This window comes from Novosphingobium sp. G106, from assembly GCF_019075875.1.
Lineage (GTDB): Bacteria > Pseudomonadota > Alphaproteobacteria > Sphingomonadales > Sphingomonadaceae > Novosphingobium.
Window position 1 is genome coordinate 3,189,318 of the sequence record NZ_JAHOOZ010000001.1, and the last position, 16,550, is coordinate 3,205,867.

13 protein-coding genes are annotated in these 16,550 nt (G+C 59.7%); 5 read left to right on the plus strand and 8 right to left on the minus strand.

Translation table 11 applies throughout. The features are described from left to right. Positions 1-35 precede the first annotated feature (35 nt). The 5 genes from KRR38_RS37380 to KRR38_RS15150 all read right to left on the minus strand — a co-directional run bounded on the left by KRR38_RS37380 (position 36) and on the right by KRR38_RS15150 (position 7,281). Positions 36-1,643, minus strand: coding sequence for a GMC family oxidoreductase (locus KRR38_RS37380; protein WP_217402885.1), 1,608 nt, complete (start codon positions 1,641-1,643; stop codon positions 36-38). Between the two features lie 49 nt (positions 1,644-1,692). Beyond that, positions 1,693-2,535, minus strand: coding sequence for an SDR family NAD(P)-dependent oxidoreductase (locus KRR38_RS15135; RefSeq protein WP_217402886.1), 843 nt, complete (start codon positions 2,533-2,535; stop codon positions 1,693-1,695). A gap of 19 nt (positions 2,536-2,554) precedes the next feature. After that, positions 2,555-3,658, minus strand: a complete 1,104-nt coding sequence (locus tag KRR38_RS15140; protein ID WP_217402890.1) for an alpha/beta hydrolase — start codon at positions 3,656-3,658, stop codon at positions 2,555-2,557. A 72-nt stretch (positions 3,659-3,730) separates the two neighbouring features. Continuing rightward, on the minus strand, positions 3,731-4,714 hold the full coding sequence (locus KRR38_RS15145; RefSeq protein WP_217402898.1) for a phytanoyl-CoA dioxygenase family protein: 984 nt from the start codon (positions 4,712-4,714) through the stop codon (positions 3,731-3,733). A 107-nt stretch (positions 4,715-4,821) separates the two neighbouring features. Continuing rightward, positions 4,822-7,281 (minus strand): TonB-dependent receptor, encoded by a 2,460-nt coding sequence (locus KRR38_RS15150; RefSeq protein ID WP_217402900.1) that lies wholly within the window; start codon positions 7,279-7,281, stop codon positions 4,822-4,824. 344 nt (positions 7,282-7,625) lie between these two features. Between KRR38_RS15150 and KRR38_RS15155 the strand changes: the two genes are divergently transcribed. The 5 genes from KRR38_RS15155 (at position 7,626) to KRR38_RS15175 (ending at position 12,826) form a co-directional block, all read left to right on the plus strand. After that, positions 7,626-7,877: a VOC family protein gene (locus tag KRR38_RS15155; protein WP_217402902.1), complete on the plus strand. Its 252-nt coding sequence runs from the start codon at positions 7,626-7,628 to the stop codon at positions 7,875-7,877. 450 nt (positions 7,878-8,327) lie between these two features. After that, complete coding sequence (locus tag KRR38_RS15160) at positions 8,328-8,471, plus strand: hypothetical protein (protein ID WP_217402903.1); 144 nt, start codon at positions 8,328-8,330, stop codon at positions 8,469-8,471. Next, complete coding sequence (locus KRR38_RS15165) at positions 8,468-9,757, plus strand: MFS transporter (RefSeq protein WP_217402905.1); 1,290 nt, start codon at positions 8,468-8,470, stop codon at positions 9,755-9,757. The genes KRR38_RS15160 and KRR38_RS15165 overlap by 4 nt, the downstream gene beginning before the upstream one ends. A 412-nt stretch (positions 9,758-10,169) precedes the next feature. Continuing rightward, on the plus strand, positions 10,170-11,516 hold the full coding sequence (locus KRR38_RS15170) for an SRPBCC family protein (RefSeq protein ID WP_217402907.1): 1,347 nt from the start codon (positions 10,170-10,172) through the stop codon (positions 11,514-11,516). 368 nt (positions 11,517-11,884) lie between these two features. Further along, on the plus strand, positions 11,885-12,826 hold the full coding sequence (locus tag KRR38_RS15175) for a LysR family transcriptional regulator (RefSeq protein ID WP_217402910.1): 942 nt from the start codon (positions 11,885-11,887) through the stop codon (positions 12,824-12,826). 13 nt (positions 12,827-12,839) lie between these two features. On the opposite strand, the gene KRR38_RS15180 is transcribed toward KRR38_RS15175, so the two are convergent. From KRR38_RS15180 to KRR38_RS15190, 3 genes are all read right to left on the minus strand, one after another. Next, a complete protein-coding gene (locus KRR38_RS15180) occupies positions 12,840-14,573 on the minus strand; it encodes an FAD-binding protein (protein ID WP_217402916.1) in 1,734 nt (577 codons plus the stop codon). Between the two features lie 154 nt (positions 14,574-14,727). Beyond that, on the minus strand, positions 14,728-15,930 hold the full coding sequence (locus KRR38_RS15185) for an amidohydrolase family protein (protein ID WP_309141059.1): 1,203 nt from the start codon (positions 15,928-15,930) through the stop codon (positions 14,728-14,730). Next, positions 15,927-16,427: a VOC family protein gene (locus tag KRR38_RS15190; protein WP_217402917.1), complete on the minus strand. Its 501-nt coding sequence runs from the start codon at positions 16,425-16,427 to the stop codon at positions 15,927-15,929. The genes KRR38_RS15185 and KRR38_RS15190 overlap by 4 nt, the downstream gene beginning before the upstream one ends. Positions 16,428-16,550: the final 123 nt, after the last annotated feature.

The window sequence follows — 16,550 nt, forward strand, 5'->3', positions numbered from 1 at the left end:
CGGGTTCACCTTAACCGGTGACCGCGCCGAGCATGTCAGACAACCGCATCCTCCCGAAGGATTTCAGCGGCACGCCAGCCCAGGGCCATGGCCGGTGCGTTGGTATTTCCCGAAGGAATTTGCGGGAAGACCGAGCAATCGGCGATTCTCAAACCCTCAATCCCACGTACCCGCAAGCGGTCATCGACTACGTCCTGCTCACTCGGTCCCATCGCCGCAGTACCAACGGCGTGATAGCCCGAGTGACCGTACCGATCGTAAAGCTGAAGAATCTCATCGTCGCTTTGCGCCCAAGCTGTCCTGGCTGTCTCGCCAACCACCAGGCCAGCTAGTTGGGGCTGCTCGAGGATTCGACGGATGAAGCGTGTCGCCGCGACCGAGGTTGTCCGGTCGCGCTCGGTCGCCAGGTAATTCGGATCAACCCGCGGCTTGGCCGAAGGATCGGCCGACACGATCTCCACGTAGCCCTGGCTTTCGGGGCGCAGGATGTACGAGTAGCACTGCATCCCCGGCTCGTCCTCGAATGAGATTCCGTCTTTCGCTTCGCCCAGCGAAAAGGGATTGAACATCAATTGCGTGTCGGGCCGGTTCGAACCCGGCAAGGCACGGACAAAGGCAATCGCTTCGGCCGCCCCGCGGGCCATCGGGCCCCTGCCACGAAGTGCGTAATGCAGAACATTTCGCAGCAGCCGCGTCCGGGAATACTGCCGGTTATCGCTGTCTTGCCAGTGGCGCAGCCGGAAGCTCAATGGCAAGCCGAGATGTTCGTGCATACGCTTGCCGACCAGCGGGCTGTGCTGGACCACCTGCAGCCCGTGCCTTGCCAGCAATGCGGAATCGCCGATGCCGGACAACTGCAGCAATTTGGGCGTAATGATCGCGCCGGTACACAGTATCACCGCCCTGTTTGCCCGGAACTCGACTGGCTGGCCGTTTTGTGTCGCCGCGATCCCGACCGCGCGGCGTTCTTCGAACAGCACCCGCCTGACTTGGATCCCATGTCGCAACGACAGATTGGCCCGTCCCCGGGCCGGCTCGAGAAACGCACGCGCGGCACTGACCCGGCGGCCATGCAGATCGATATTCCACTGCGCATAGCCGATGCCCTCCTGCACCGGTCCGTTCTGGTCGTCCTTGATCGCGAGCCCTGCTTCGGAACCGGCCGCGATGAAAGCATCGGCCAAGCGCGTTCGGTCGGGATTTGTATGGATTGGGAGGGGCCCATCAGCGCCCCGGTCCTCGCTCGCCCCGAGGTGATGGTTTTCCAGAGCCTTGAGGCAGCGCCGCATCACATTCCAGTCCCACCCCGCGTTGCCGGCGGCCGCAAGACTATCATAGTCCTCCTGGGCACCGCGTATCCAGACCATGCCGTTAATTGCGCTGGATCCGCCAGCCATCCGGCCCCGAACCCAGGTCTCGCTAGGGCCACGCGCCTCAAGGGGTCGGCTCGTGGGGTAGAAGTGTGCGAAGAGCGGGTCGCTCAGCAGCTTGCCGTAGCCCTTCGGCATGCGGCTCAGCCAGTTTGCTGGGCCTCCCTCTTCGACGAGAAGCACGCGGGAGAGCCCGTCGGATGAAAGCCGCTCCGCAAGAACCGAACCTGATGAACCCGCCCCGACGACAATATAATCGTATGGTATTTCCACGCCGTCACACTCCCGTCCCCGCACCCAATGATGAGATCGTCCGCCGGTCCTACTGCGCGGAAATGGCTGCCAGCTCGCGCTCGATCAGCGCGTGGGAGGAAAGCGGCCCGATCTCTGTGACGCCGCCATCTACGGGCAGAAGCAGCCCGGTAAGGAATCGTGCCTCGTCACTGACAAGAAATAGCGCTGCATGGGCGACGTCCCAGGCATCGCCTTCGATCCCCAGCGGGGCTGCCGCACGGCGTGCAGCGCGTGCCTCCTCGCCAAGCACGTTCATTGCATGTGGCGTGAAGATGTGACCCGGAGCAACAGTATTGACGCGTATGCCGTCGCGCCCATGCATAACGGCGATTTCGCGGGCAAGCTGGACTAGAGCTGCCTTGGATGGGCCATAAGCCAGGCTCCCGCCGTGGGCGCGTATGCCTGCAACGGAACCGATGTTGACGATCGCTCCCCCACCACGGGCGATCATGTGCGGCAGCACGTCGCGGCACAACATCACCGCGCTTTTAAGATTCACGTCGATCACATTGGACCACACAGCCATGTCGAGGCCTGAAATTGGTCCCCCGCCGCTGCTGATCCCGACATTGTTCACCAGGATATCGATCCCGTCATAGCGCGCGGCGGTCTCATCGACGATCCGCTTGCACTCGGATTCGACCACAACATCGGCGATGACCGGGAACGCTTCGCCACCAGCGGCCACGATTTCATCTACCGTTTCCTGGGCCAGTTCGGCGTCTCGGTCGACTGCGCAAACCCGCGCGCCCTCGGCCGCAAACAGAAGTGCCATCGCCTTGCCATTGCCGATCCCGCCACGAGCGCCTGCTCCCGTGACGATCGCCACCTTTCCCGTCAGACGATCCCAATGCTTTTGTGGACGCGGCATATTCAACTCCTCAGAAGGCTCAATTTGGGGGCAATCGAGTGGAACCGGCAGGAAGGCAAACCGGCTGCTCTTCCAATTTCTCGTGGACGGATGCTGGATTATCGGGACGTGCACCGCGCATGGTCGGTACGATTAATCTCGCAGCCCCCGCCACCATACACGCCCAGGCAGATGTCCGCTGCCAAAGAACTTCTCGGGTGGATGCGAAATTGTGCATGTGCGCCATTGTCGGTACGACCATCAAGCTGATGTCGGGGCTATTGGGATATGCGGCCGGCTCTCTGTGAGGATCCGGGCTAGTATCGCGGGCACCGACGCCGACGAATACCGGGACCGTGATCGCAGCGGCTTCTGCCTCCACCGCGCCGGGAAGCATCATCTGCACTGCGCAATGGGGCATGGAGAGGCTGCCGAAAGACGGGCTGGTCCGGCGCTGAGGGTAACCGCCTTCGGTATCCATCGCGACGATCTCTGCAGGAACGTCTTCCCAGTGAAAGGGCCAGATATAATCAATGTTGAGGCGACCCGGAGCAAAGGGGTCGCTATATTTGCCCGGCGCCAAGTCATCGAACCGTCGGATTCCGGCTTCGGTGGCCCCGGTCGTCGGCTGAGGTATGACCGTGTGGAAAGCACTGTAGCCGAAAACGCCGATCGCGTCGAACGGAGCCAGGCGCCCCTGCGTCAAAATGGTAACGGCGCCGCCCATCGATTGCCCGATACCAACCGCAAACAGATCGGATAGTGCGGGTAGCCCGTCAACGAGCGACCCGTCGCGCAGTCCGGCGCTAAGTGAATTCACGGCGTACGCGTAACTTGTCGCGAGGGTCTCGTAGTCGATCTTCGTGGGGTCGGGCTGACTGCTTTCGCCCACGCCGAGATGATCGAGGGCTATGAAGATCATGCCGCGTTCGGCGTGATAAGCAGCTTCCGAATATCCTTCGTGCCCCGCGAGATCGAGATCGAAATACCTCCGCCCATACCCGCCTCCCGGCACTCCGAAAATGACGATTGGGCGGCCGCTCTCATCGATAGTGTCAGGCACCACGATCGTGGCGGCCAGTTCCATTGGCGCTGGAAACGGCAACACCGAGGAGACGTCGACACGGATTTCGAACCGTTTCATAAGATCTTCAGCATCCAGCCATAAGGCGCTGCGCCACCGATGGTCGTCGGTGGGGTCGCACCCCGAATTTCGTCAGCCTTCGGAGGCCTTGCGAAGCATCGCCACGCGATCACCTTCTCGCACCAGGACAAGGCGCATTCCCGGCTTGGTCACTTCCGAAAATTTGTTGAACGGCTCACGCACACCTGGATGAACGACACGGACGAAAGTGTCCTCATCGACCTTAAAGGTCCGTTCGCCCAATTCGTCGGCATCAACCGTAATCGAATCAGGCGTCACCGATTTGACGGTCACTGCCATCGCGCTGGGGTTTCTCGCCGACTGCACGCGGGTGTCGAAACTCACACGCAACCGGTTCGATACGTTGGGCCTTGCTCCGTGCGGCGTATAGGGATGCACGATCAACACGTCACCAGGCTGGTAGTCGGTCGTTGCCCAGCTATCAGCGGGAATAACACCCTCCGGTACCGGGTAAGGCGCCGGCTTGGCAATATTGTTGAAAAACCCACGTTTATTCTGGCCAACTGCGACCATCAGGCCGCCCATAGTACGATCGCAGGGGGCTAGGGCGATCCAGACAGGCTTGTAGTCCTTGATGCCCGGACTCTGGAATCCGTCCTGATGCACTGCGGTCCCAGGTCCGTGCGGGTAGATCCGGTACTGAACGATCGGAACGACGGAGAGGCGCTCGCCCAGGATTTTTTCCAGAACCGCGCGATTCTCAGGGTGCTCGATCAGCCGGTGTGATATCCCGCTGAACTCCGGGCTTTCTTCCATGCCCGGCAGGAAGGGCTTGCCCGTCCACACGCCGGTGCTGTCGCCTGGTTCGGTAAGGCCAACCTGCGCCGCCACTGCCAACATGGCGTCGCGGGCCTCCGCGACAGACTCAGGGTTGAGAATCTGTCGCAACAAGAGGTAGCCATTCTCTTCGTAGGATCGCATCAGGGCGGCATGATCCTCGAGCAAGTGGTTTGAAGGTTCCATCTCGCGCAGAGGGTGGACATCAAGGACGTTCAAATCCTCGGCATCCGGTAGATTAAGTGCTCGCGCCGCCATAACGATACTCCTCGTCGGCTATCCAAAACTTATGCTGGCTCGCCGGGAATAACCGGCGACGGGCGACGAGACCGCAAAAGCCTCGCCGACCGACCGCCGGCGCCTCGTCAGCGCCCTACCGATGGGCCAAAGGGAACCTTTAGCTCGGCGCCGAACACGCGCGGTTCGCCATAAGTGGAGACCGCGTTACCCAAACCGCCAATTCCGAGCGATCGGGCTTCATAAAACTGGTTAGACAGATTGGTGCCAAACACCGACAACTCGATGCCGGTTGGCGAATGCGTCAGGGTCAGGCGCGCATTAAGCAGAGTCCGATCGCGATAGGACGGGATGTAGAGGATCGGTCCCAATGTACCTGCAGGCGATCCGGCCGGAGCCGGGCCGCGCAAGACGTTCGCCGAGTACATCTTGTCGCGATAGGATGCGTCCAGCCGCAAGTTTGCTTCAAGCGTCTCGCCAATTGGTGCTTTCAATGTCGCTCCGACACCGACAGTCCATTTAGGAGTATCGTTCAAATACTTGACGTCAGGCACCGAAGGATTGGCGAGGCTTCCCTCCGTGTAGGCGACACTTGAGTCGAATGACAGGAAGTCGGAAGGAACTGCCGTCATTTCAAATTCGAAGCCGTGGACCTTGCGAACACCAATATTGCTCGTTTTGGTGAATGTACCGGTGAGGGGCGGAGTCCTCTGGCCATTCAATGTCTGTTGGGTGTCACTCGACTTTGACGTGAAGACGGCAATATTGGTGCGCAAGCGGCGATCGAGCCAATCGGCTTTGAGACCGATTTCATAGTCCGTGACAACTTCCGGTTTGAACGCGCCCAGCTCGTCGGGACCGCCGACGCGCGCATTGAAGCCGCCCGACCGGTAACCACGACCGGTGCGGATGTAGATGAGCTGCGACTGACCAAACTGATAGTTCGCAGAAGCGGTATAGCTCCATTGATTGAACGATGTCTTCTGGCTAAGGGTGCAGGGAGCCGTGAAGATAGGAAGCGTAGCGAGGCCATTTGCTGCCGTGTAGCTACACACTTCTGTCCCATTCAAACGGTTGGTGACGGCGTTCGCCACGAACCCACGATTGTCGTGACTGCGTCGAACGCCGCCCGTCACTGAAAATGCATCCGTCAGCTTGAACGTACCTTGGGCGAAAAATCCATAAGATTCATTGTGGCTGTCGGCAACAGTGGTGGCGCCAGCGACCCCGGCCGGCGCCTGAAGGTAAATCAGCGACGAAGAGAAGTCCCTCTGCGTAGTTTTTTCGTCAAAATAGATACCTCCGATGGTCCAATTCAGCCGGTCATCGATCGCCTGTCCGTTTAGGATAACTTCCTGACTAAACTGATTACTATGAACTCGGCCCCGTGACTTGTTAATGAAATTGATCCCGACGCCATCAGTATTGTAGGTACTATCATATCGAACGCGGCGAAGCGAAGTGATTGACCGGAGCGTTCCGAAACCCAGATCATAACTCGCGTTGATTGCGCCGCCATAGGCCTTGTAGCGGTTGTAGGGATTAATCTCGCCCCCGACGTAGGTGAGTGTCGGAGGTGCACCGGCAACGCCCGGCGTGTAAATTATAGAAGTCGCGGTGACCGCGCGAACGTCCGCGTAGAGGGTGCGGGGATTAGCTCGTATTGCCGCGGCTTCCGCAAGCAGTGCTGCTGTGCCAGCAGCGATGTTGCCGGGCTGGCCAATTCGAGCGGCGTTGTTGAGCGCCGTCGAAGCCGAGTTTCCGAGGATGAAGTCCTTCAGATAGTTCCCAAACCCGCCAGCGTTGACATGGGTATAATCGCCTTGAACAAGCACTTCGAATCGATCGGTCGGGTTCAGAAGCAGCGAGCCGCGACCAAAGAAGGTCTTGTCCGTATCGAGCGGCTTGCCATTGACGCCGTTGGTGAACGCGCCGCCGGTCTTGTGAACATACTGGGCCGCACCGCGGAACGCCACGCCCTCGGCGAGCGGAATATTGATAACCCCCTCCAGCGTCCCCTTATCGTAGCTCTGATAGCCAACCTTGCCGTACCCTTCGAAATCGCCGGTCGGCCGATTGGAAACGATCCGGATAGCACCTCCGGTAGTGTTCTTTCCGAACAGCGTTCCCTGAGGACCCTTAAGTACTTCGACCCGCGCGATGTCGAGGAAGTTCGTCAGCGATCCGGCCGAACGGGCAATATAGACGTCGTCGAAATAGACGCCGACCGATGGATCGATAGTCGGCGACGTATCGGTCTGAACTTGGCCGCGGATCTGGAAGATCGCATTACCGGGCACGAAAGCCGGCATGATCTGCAAGCCTGGCGAAAGCTGAGCAATGTCCCTCAGCGACACGATGCTCGATCGTTCCAACATATCGCCGCTGAGTGCTGTCACCGCGATCGGCACGCTTTGGAGAGATTCTTCACGGCGGTTCGCAGTGACGACAATATCGGAAACGCCTGCGGTGTCCTCAGCAGCCTGCGTCGCTTCAGCGGCCGACGCTGTGCCCTGGGCATTGGCCACGGCCGGCGACGCTACCACAACGAGCGCGGTTCCCGCCATCAACATGTTAAAATTCTTCATTAACTCCCCTCCCCTGGCAAACACAATTCAGTCGAACTCTTCAAGTATCGCCCGTTCGAAATACTGAGCTTGCAGACCAGCGCTCGCCCGTGGGGCATGACGCGAGTCTGATGCTGGATGGCTGGTGACTCGCGGAACTTTCCTGACGGCTGCACAGCGTTCAGTGCGCTATGCCTGCCACCAAAACGGCCTTTCCGAGTTCGAGAACTAGCCTCTCCTTGTTTTTTGAACCAATTACTGATTTTATGACGCTGCGCAATGCCTAATTGCCTTTAAATCCTCGGGGGCGGGATTTTCGAACCCGACTGTGCCCCAAAATCCACTCCGATCCGGAAGCCGACCGCATGAACCGGATCCTTGCGACCGTTCCCCACTATCTAAGCAAATCCGAGCCTTACCAGCTCGGCGTCGTGGTGCGGGATCTTGCGCAGAGCATGGCGGCGTACGGAGAGATTTTCGGTATTTCCCAGTGGCGAGAAACGGCCATTAATTATCGTGCAAGGTTCCGCGACGAGATTGGGCAAGTTGTTAAACGCAACGCGTTCGCCCGCCTTGGCGATCTGTCACTCGAGATGGTCGAACCCAAGGTTGGCTGAGCACGGCGAGCGACTGGCTGACACGCCGCGGCGAAGGCATTTTCCATGTATGCTTCATTGTGGACGGTGCTCCGGTCGCGCCCGCGGATACGCCGGTCCTGTTCGAGACGATCGATTCCCGTGTCGACGGGAGACCCGCGATCATCCACCTCGATACTGAAGCGAGCCTCGGATATGTCGTAGAACTGGCGGAACGCAGGGTTTGCGAAAACCTGCTGCGATGGATGGATGCGACCCCCGGCATAAACTGACGATGGCCAACCCGATAGCGCGACCGGGTTTGCCGCCATGGCTCGAAGCTGGCCGCGCCTTTCGCGTTAGCTCAATTTGTCAGTTAATCGCGATTCCGCCGCACGCTCCCGTGCGGCAAACGACCGGCAGTCACCATATGGTACCTGTTTTGGCGCCGTAATCAAATATACGAGGCGATAAAACGGGAGAGCCTGACTGATGATCATACGGACCGACTTCGTCAGTTGCACGGGCATTGCGAGTTCCCGGCGCGAGCAGCTTCACAATTGGCTGGCACGGGATGAATGGCGCGCCCGCCTCATGTTCACCACTCCGCTCCGCGCGGGCAAGTGCGTCGCATGACCGGCGTCAGGACCGACCGCGCCGCCCTTCGGCCCCCGGTTCCCCTGGGCAACGAATCCGCTGCTCCCACCGCTGCGGAAGTGATAGAGGAGTGGCGCAGGCAATGGCGGCCCGGACTTGCCGCCTTTGTGGCTGGTGCCGTAGGTGTGTCGCTTTGGCCCAGCGTTTCCAGCCTATTCGTCACGCCGCTGCAGCATGAGTTCGGCTGGTCGCGAAGCGAGGTTGCCTTCGCGTTCAACGCTAGCATGATCATTGCGTTCGCCAGTCCCCAACTAGGGCGAATGGTCGATCGGTTCGGGCCGCGCATCATGCTGCTTGGCAGCCTATCGTCGATGTTGGTCGGCTATGTCGCACTTGCGTCGCTGTGGGCGTCGCTCACGGCGTTCTACTTGCTGTACCTCTTCACGATGCTGGTCGGCACCTGTAACGGTGGCATGAGCTTCAACAGGGTCATCAGCACAAGCTTCGCGCGATCGCGCGGCCTTGCACTGGCGATCTCGCGCTCGGGCATGGCAGCTGCTTCCGCAATCATGCCACCCGTCCTGTATCTCATTATCTCCGAAGCGGGCTGGCGCGCGGGCTTCCTCGCACTAGGCAGTCTGATCCTGTTCGTCGCGTTACCGATGGTGTACTTTCTCGTGCCCGGGCGTTCCAGCGAACAGCGTAGCGAAGCTCAATCCGCCGCCGCCGGACGAACGAGCACGTGGCGACTGCTTGCCCACCGCAAGGTACTTCTGCTCTGCGCCGCCGCCGGATTGGGCTATGCGCCCTGCATCGCGCTCCTCCAGCAATTTCAGCCGATATTGGTCGACAAGGGCGTACTTCCTCTCACCGCTGCCTCGTTCATTGGCGTTCTCGGCGGCGCCGCTTTCTTTGGCGGTCTCTTGAGCGGGGCGCTGGTCGATCGTTTTTGGGCTCCGCTGGTCACTTGCGGCGCAATGGTCATCGGAGTTGCCGGCTGCCTGTTCCTGCTGCCGCAATCTATCGAAACAGGAGCAGCTCTGGCTGGAGCGATTGCGATCGGAGCCGCGCAGGGCGCCCAGATGCCTGTTATCGCGTTCCTGATAGCCCGCTACATGGGGTTTTCTTCGTATTCCGCAATTTTCGGACTCTGTGTATTCGTCATTGGAATGCTCATCCCGGTTTACATCAGCGCGATGACGCATCTCTACGAATGGCTTGGTGGGCATCAAGCGGGCCTCGGTCTGTGTATCTCGTCATTTGTGGCAGCTGTCGCCGCAATTCTTGCGATGGGCAGGTACCCGGAGATCCCCGAGATTACCTAAAAGGGGTTTCATGCCCCCAGCGGTGATGGGCTCCTTGGCTAGCGCGACTGAGCGCCAAGCTGCGACTTTAGATCCAGGAACGTGGTCGGTGCGGAACGGGCGGATCCTTCACGGAACGCCATAAAGCCCCGCGGGCGATCCACGGTGATGAATGCGTTTCGACCTTCAGCCGCATGGTATTCGAAGTTCGCGCCCTCTTTTCTCCGGCCGTGCTTGGGCGAGCGCACGGATCGATCGAGAGGGTAATTCGTTGGCCTATTGCGAATACGCACAACCCTATTCCCATATTGCAAAGGGCGCGGGCAATCTACTGTGCTAGCCTGTAGTTCACTGGAGGAATTCGGAAAGGGGCCAGCCATGTTGTGCAGGGCCTCAGCAAAGTTCCTTCGCGCCGGACAACAGGTGAGAACAAATGGCTCAGACCCTCAATCTCTCAAAAAGCGATATTCGCGAGGATTTCGTTCCCAAGGACGGTTTCATTTCGCCCGAATTCGCAAGGTTGGAGCGCGACAGGCTCTGGCCGCGAGTATGGCAAATTGCCTGCCGCGAGGAAGAGCTACCGGAGGTGGGTAGCTTCGTCACCTACGAAATCGCCGGGGAGTCGATCGTCATCGTGCGAACGGCGCCCGATGAGATAAAATCTTTCTACAATGTCTGCCAGCATCGCGGCCGTATCCTTATGGAACAACAGTCCGGGCGGACAAAGTTCATGTTCTGCCGCTATCATGGCTGGCGGTGGAGCTTAGACGGCACGCTTCAGAAAATAACGGACGAACACAATTGGGAAGGTTGCGCGAGTTTCGACAAGGCCGATCTGGCCCTTAAGGAGACGCTGATCGGCACATGGGGCGGATTCGTCTTCATCAACATGGATGCCGACGCTGAGCCCCTGCAGGATTTCCTCCATCCTGTGCCGGCTTTTCTCGACCCATTCGAGTTCCATACCTGGCGCTACCGCTGGTACAAGAGCGTCGTTCTTCCATGCAACTGGAAGACTGCGTTGGAAGGCTTCAACGAGGCTTACCACGTGGCGGCCACGCATCCCCAGCTTCTCGATGAAGGTGGCGACGACATGACGGCTGCCCGGACTTACGGTCGTCACGGGATGTATTACTACCTGCCGGAAGCCCGCCCACTGGGAGCTCCGTCGCGCCGGACCGGTCGCGAGGTGCCAGCCGATACACGCGAGGGACTTGTCAATTTCTATCGGGTGATGGATCAAACGCTCAACGCACTGTTCACCCAGCGCGCGGTGGATTCAGTGGAACGCATTCTGACCGAGGTTCCCGCTGGCAGTGACCCGGTCGACGTCATGATGGCGGCACAGCGCTTTCATCGCGAAGCAGCAGAATCGGATGGCTCGGGCTGGCCGCCGTTGACCGTCGAGCAGCAGATTGCGGCAGGCACGAACTGGCATATCTTCCCCAACCATGTCTTTTTGCAGATGGCAGACGGTTCGATTGCCTATCGGGCGCGACCGCATGGCGATAACCCGAACGAATGTATCTTCGACGTGTGGTCATTGGCGCGCTTTGCCCCCGGCGAGGAGCCGCCACTCAACCGCGAATTTTACCCAGACTGGACCGACGAAACTGAACAGCATTTCGGCAAGATCCTGATGCAGGACTTCGGCAACTTCCGGTATGTCCAGAAGGGAATGCACTCACGCGGTTTTTCCGGCTCGCGCACGAACCCGGTGCAAGAAGCGGAAATTCCCAACATGCATCGAGCGCTCTACGAATACCTGTTCGACGAATGACAAGAAGTGGCATCAGCCTTCGACTCTGGAGATAATTCTTGCAGAGGAGAGATTTGATGGATTTGGGACATTGCTGCGCACACCCTATTTCAGTTGGTAAGTATGTAGCGACCGCGCATTCGCAATCGTTCTTCGGTACTAGCGGGCGGAGAGGGCTGAAATAGCGGCGCCTTTGTCCTCGTCAGCTATCGCACCTGAGTGACACCGCATCATCTTGCAGTGGTGGCGCGTCGCTGCCCGATTTCGGGCTTTCGACGTCGACGGGGAGCATCGGCCGGACTAGTCTGCGAGCGGATACGCATCCGCGCCATAGTCGCACGTGCCGGCACATGCGACTATGGTGCGGGCAAAGGATTGAGGATGATCTTGTGAAAGACGCACTGCGCAGCTTTCATGTCTTCAGCGTGGCAGCTTCGTCGGAAAACTTCAGTAAAGCTGCGCGGCGGCTCGACATGACTCCTGCGTCGGTCAGCCGAACAATCGCACAGCTCGAGGCCAGCGTCGGGGCACGCCTGTTCAACCGCAATACGGTCTCGGTGAAGCTTACGGCCGAAGGCGTCGCCCTCAGAAGTGCCATTGGAGACCGCCTAGATGAGCTGCTAGCCGACGTTGCCGACATGCTCAGCGGCCTCGGCCACAACACCGGCGGCCCCCTGAAGGTATCGTTGACCAACGCTTACGGTAAGTCCCACGTTCTACCCAAGCTACCGCTATTCCTGGCGAAATATCCTGATATCACTCTGGAAATCGCCTTTAACGATCACCGCGGCGATTTACTGATCGAGGGCCATGACATCGGGACTTGCTATGGCCCACCGGACGAAAATGCCTATATTTCAAGGGTTGTATGCAGACCGAAGCTCGTTCTGGTCGCATCGCCCGGCTATTTGTCGAAAATGGGCGTCCCACGCTCGCTCGACGAATTAACCGAGCACGATTGTATCGAAGCGAAACCCGACGGCGTCCGTTCGGTCGCCTGGCTGTTGAAGCCTCCGGGCAATGGCACCGCCATATCCGTTGCGCCTCGTGCACGCCTCAAGATCTCGGACCAGATCGATGGCGTCCTCCTCGCCGCCGTCGCCGGACTCGGCATTACGCTCGTTCATCGGCAGGCGGCCGAACCCTTCCTTCGGCGCGGGGAGCTGCGAGCGCTATTGGTCGATCATGCGATCGAATCCGAGAGCGGGTCCGAGGTTTACGCCTATTTTCCCCACCGCAGCGGCATGGCTTCACGTGCGCGAGCTTTCGTCGAATTCCTTGCCAATGAAGTAGGCGACGAAGAGGTTGATATTATCCCCTTCGCCGCGTGAAAGGGGTCTTTGCTCAAGCGGATACCCCGGTAACCTCGGCCAGTTTGTTGTCGCCAATTGCATGCATCGCCGCAACATACCCGAATACCATGGATGGCCCGATGGTGGCACCTGCGGCCGGATAGCAACGGCCGAACGGTGATGCCGCGGAATTGCCGATGGCGTAGAGGCCGGCGATTGCCTGACCGTCGTCGCCAATCACCCGCGCGAACGCATCGGTTACCACGCCGCCCGCCGTGCCGACGTCGGCAGGATACATAGGAACCGCGTAGAACGGGCCTTGCTCGATCGAACCCATATTGGGGTTAGGCTTTACCGTGGGATCGCCGTGAGCACGGTCGAAGGCTCTTCCTCCCCGGTTGAAATCCGGATCTCGTCCATCGCGGCAGTACTGGTTGAAGCGGGCTACTTCGGTACTGAGGCCCGCCGCATCGATGCCGCAAAGATCGGCCAACTCTGGAAGCGTTTCAGCCTTCTTCATATAGCCGCTATCGATCCAGGATTGGGGGGTCTTGCCCGGCGGCATAGTTCCCCAAGGGTACCAGTCGCGATGCCGCTTGTCGAAAATCATCCACGCCGGGATGCCCCGTCCGGTCGCCTGTTGGCGTTGGATCATCCGTTCGCCGATTTCCATATAGGCTCCGGCCTCGTCGCAAAAGCGCTGCCCGTCCTGATCAACCATGATCGAGTGGGGTAACGAGAGGTCTAGATGATGCATGAAGCTGAAAACCTGGCCGTCCGGCATGGTCGCCCCTTCGGGCCATGACCCATCGGTATTCTGCGAAGTGATAACCCACCACGCCGCATCGAGATTTTCCGTTGCCGCGCCCATCGCCATCATTTCCTGCAGAGGTCCGCCCAGGTCGCCTGGATTGGCGCGCGAGCGAATGGCCGTCTCCCGGCCGCGGCCATGCTTTTCGCGGAACTCGATCGCATGGCCATAACCGCCCGCATTGATGACGACGCCGCGGCGGGCCCGAACCGATACCGTCCGGCCCTTATGGCGCACCTTGACGCCGACCACCTTTCCCTCTTCCAGCCACAGCTCCTCGCTCGGCGTGTCCAGAAAAAGCGGCACTTTCTCGCGGAGGATTATTTGCAGCAACCGACCCTGGATTGCCGCTCCATTGGCTATCGTCTGCCGGCCCAGGAGCTTGTCCCGTGCCATCAAGGTGGCATATTTGAGCGCCTTCAACTTTCCCGCGAAAGTCTTGCGCATGGTAAACAGTGTCGTGAACTCTTCGGCGGAGAGCGGCATGTGCGCGAGCGGCGCATAGATTGACAGCCGGTCGCGCCACTCGCCCAGCTGGCTGATATCGAACACTTCCGCCAACAACGATCGCCCCTCGGGAGATCCACCCGGTGCGTCGTCATAATAGTCCGGCCAGTCATGAAACGGTCGGCGGAATTTCATGCCTTTGGAGCGCAGGAATTCGACCATCGCCGGACCTGCGTTAAGGAACGACGTTGTCCTTTCGGCGCTTACTGATGGGCCGACATAGTCGACCACGCTTTTCAGGTACAATTCGGCGCGATCGAAGCTGTCCTCGATGCCCGCTTCCTTCATCAATGGGTTGTCGGGAATCCACAGCACTCCGCCCGAAAAACTGGTGGTCCCGCCGAATACGGAGAGCTTCTCGAAGATTGCGGCTGTTTTTCCTTCGGAACGGACCTTGAGGGCGCAGGGCACGGAACCGGCCCCCGAGCCGACGATGACCACGTCATATTCACTTTCGATCTGATCCATCAATTACGACCCTTCATTTGGTCACTACAGCCCATCTTTAGGCACCCGCTTCGGCCTGCGCCGTCGACGGACTCTCCGATTGAATCTTAGCTTCGGGCCGCTACCGGAACGGCTGGCCTGAGCCGCTGCGCGCCCTTGTGCAGAACCCCGCCCTTCATGATGACCAGCAAATTGTCGGCGTTCGCGACGAGGTCGGGATCGCCGGTCGGATCGCCCGCGACCACAAGAAGGTCGGCCGGCCCCCCCCGGGAGGATTGTGCCCCCCGGCGCCTGCGGCAAGCCCTCCGTGATAGGTAGCCGCGCGTAGCGCCTCCTGCGGCGTGAACCCGAGATAACGCACCAGATGCCCGACGTCCGCCGCATTGGTCCCACACGGCATGAAGGAAATGCCGTAGTCGGAGCCGAGCAGCATACGCACGCCACGGCGGTGCAATTCTTTGTGCGTCGCCACATTGGCCTCGAACGCCTCGCGCACCATCATTTGCTCCAGCAGTTCCTCCGGCCAGTGACTGAGATGCAGCAGGCCGTGATAGAAACTGGTCGTCGGTGTGACGAAGACACGATCTTTCGCGGCCTCCAATACATCGAGTGCTTCCTCGTCGCAGAAATCGGCGTGGTGGATAATCGTCACGCCGTGACGCACCCCTCGTTTGACTGATTCGGCGGAACGCGCATGGGCAGCGACAATAAGCCCCAGCTCACCTGCGGCTTCGCAGGCCGCCGCAACTTCGTCATCGGCCATCGTGGTCACCCGGCCTCTCGGCCGCGGAAAGAAGTCGTCGCCCGAAATATTGAGTTTCACGACATTTACGCCTTCGCGATAGCAAAGCCGCACGGCGCGCCGCATCGCGATGGGACCATCTACAATTATCGCCGAGACATCGCGCTGCTGGTGAAGCTGGCCGGTATCATTCAGGCCGCCGGTAGCTGTAAGCGTGGGAGTTGAGGCCAACAACCGCGGTCCTGGCACGCGGCCAGCATCGATCTCGTTGCGAACGACAATTTCTGAGCGCAGCTTTGGCGATCCCGCGCCGATCACGCTGGTAAAGCCCGCGTCGATCATCCGGCGGGCATTGTGCATGGTGACGAATACTGTCTCCTCGGGTGGCGTGTCCTCCACCGCGGTGGGGCTGGAGCTTTCCGGGAAACTCAGATGGGCGTGGCCATCGACTAAGCCTGGGATCAACGTTGCGTCAGGCTCTTCGATCACCCGGGCGTCGCGCGCCACACCCGCGGCAGATGGCCCGACCACCTCAATGCGCCCAGCTGAGACAAGGACGTCGGTGCGGATGCGGCCGTCGTCCCGACCGTTCCAGACCCATAGGCCGCGGAACAGAAATCGGTCATCGTCGCTCACGACGCCTCTCCTTCCATCGCCGGCGTATCGTTCGGTAGAATTTCCCCGTCGGTGGGATCGGCCGTGACGATTTCTTGGAGTTCGATGACGTTGCCAAAGGGGTCACGTCCATAGACCGTGCGCACTCCCATTTTCTCTACCGGCGCGCTGTGAAAGGACATTCCCGCTTCGGCGAGACGAGCGTGCAGCCCGAGCACGTCGGTCACGTCCAGGCAGATATGCGTGAATCCATGGAGATGCACAGGTCGATCGGCGGACCCGCGCCCCTGCGCCGGAGCGGAAAACTCGAACATCTCGATCTTGGCATCACCAAGACGCAGATAGACGGCCCGCGCCGCAGAGTCTTTCAGCCCCATGATCCGGTCGATCTCCGGATCCCGTTCGAATTCCCCGGCACCGAGTTCCTCGAACCCTAGGACATCGACATAAAAGCTTCGCGCTTCGTCGAGAGAGGGAACGGACATGCCGATGTGGTGAAGCATGTTGATGCCTTTCATATGCCACTCCGTTTATAATGGCGATATATATTTCCGCCCTGGATTTCGAATTCATGGTCGAGCCAAACATAAATTGGCAGAGTTGACGCGAATCGTGTCGACGGGCGACTTAGCCGAATGCCG

What these genes read in the sequence shown, in the direction of transcription:
- KRR38_RS15135 (WP_217402886.1), bottom strand. Translation starts at nt 2,535, where the DNA reads ATGCCGCGTCCACAAAAGCATTGGGATCGTCTGACGGGAAAGGTGGCG.
- KRR38_RS15140 (WP_217402890.1), bottom strand. Translation starts at nt 3,658, where the DNA reads ATGAAACGGTTCGAAATCCGTGTCGACGTCTCCTCGGTGTTGCCGTTT.
- KRR38_RS15145 (WP_217402898.1), bottom strand. Translation starts at nt 4,714, where the DNA reads ATGGCGGCGCGAGCACTTAATCTACCGGATGCCGAGGATTTGAACGTC.
- KRR38_RS15150 (WP_217402900.1), bottom strand. Translation starts at nt 7,281, where the DNA reads ATGAAGAATTTTAACATGTTGATGGCGGGAACCGCGCTCGTTGTGGTA.
- KRR38_RS15155 (WP_217402902.1), top strand. Translation starts at nt 7,626, where the DNA reads ATGAACCGGATCCTTGCGACCGTTCCCCACTATCTAAGCAAATCCGAG.
- KRR38_RS15160 (WP_217402903.1), top strand. Translation starts at nt 8,328, where the DNA reads ATGATCATACGGACCGACTTCGTCAGTTGCACGGGCATTGCGAGTTCC.
- KRR38_RS15165 (WP_217402905.1), top strand. Translation starts at nt 8,468, where the DNA reads ATGACCGGCGTCAGGACCGACCGCGCCGCCCTTCGGCCCCCGGTTCCC.
- KRR38_RS15170 (WP_217402907.1), top strand. Translation starts at nt 10,170, where the DNA reads ATGGCTCAGACCCTCAATCTCTCAAAAAGCGATATTCGCGAGGATTTC.
- KRR38_RS15180 (WP_217402916.1), bottom strand. Translation starts at nt 14,573, where the DNA reads ATGGATCAGATCGAAAGTGAATATGACGTGGTCATCGTCGGCTCGGGG.
- KRR38_RS15190 (WP_217402917.1), bottom strand. Translation starts at nt 16,427, where the DNA reads ATGAAAGGCATCAACATGCTTCACCACATCGGCATGTCCGTTCCCTCT.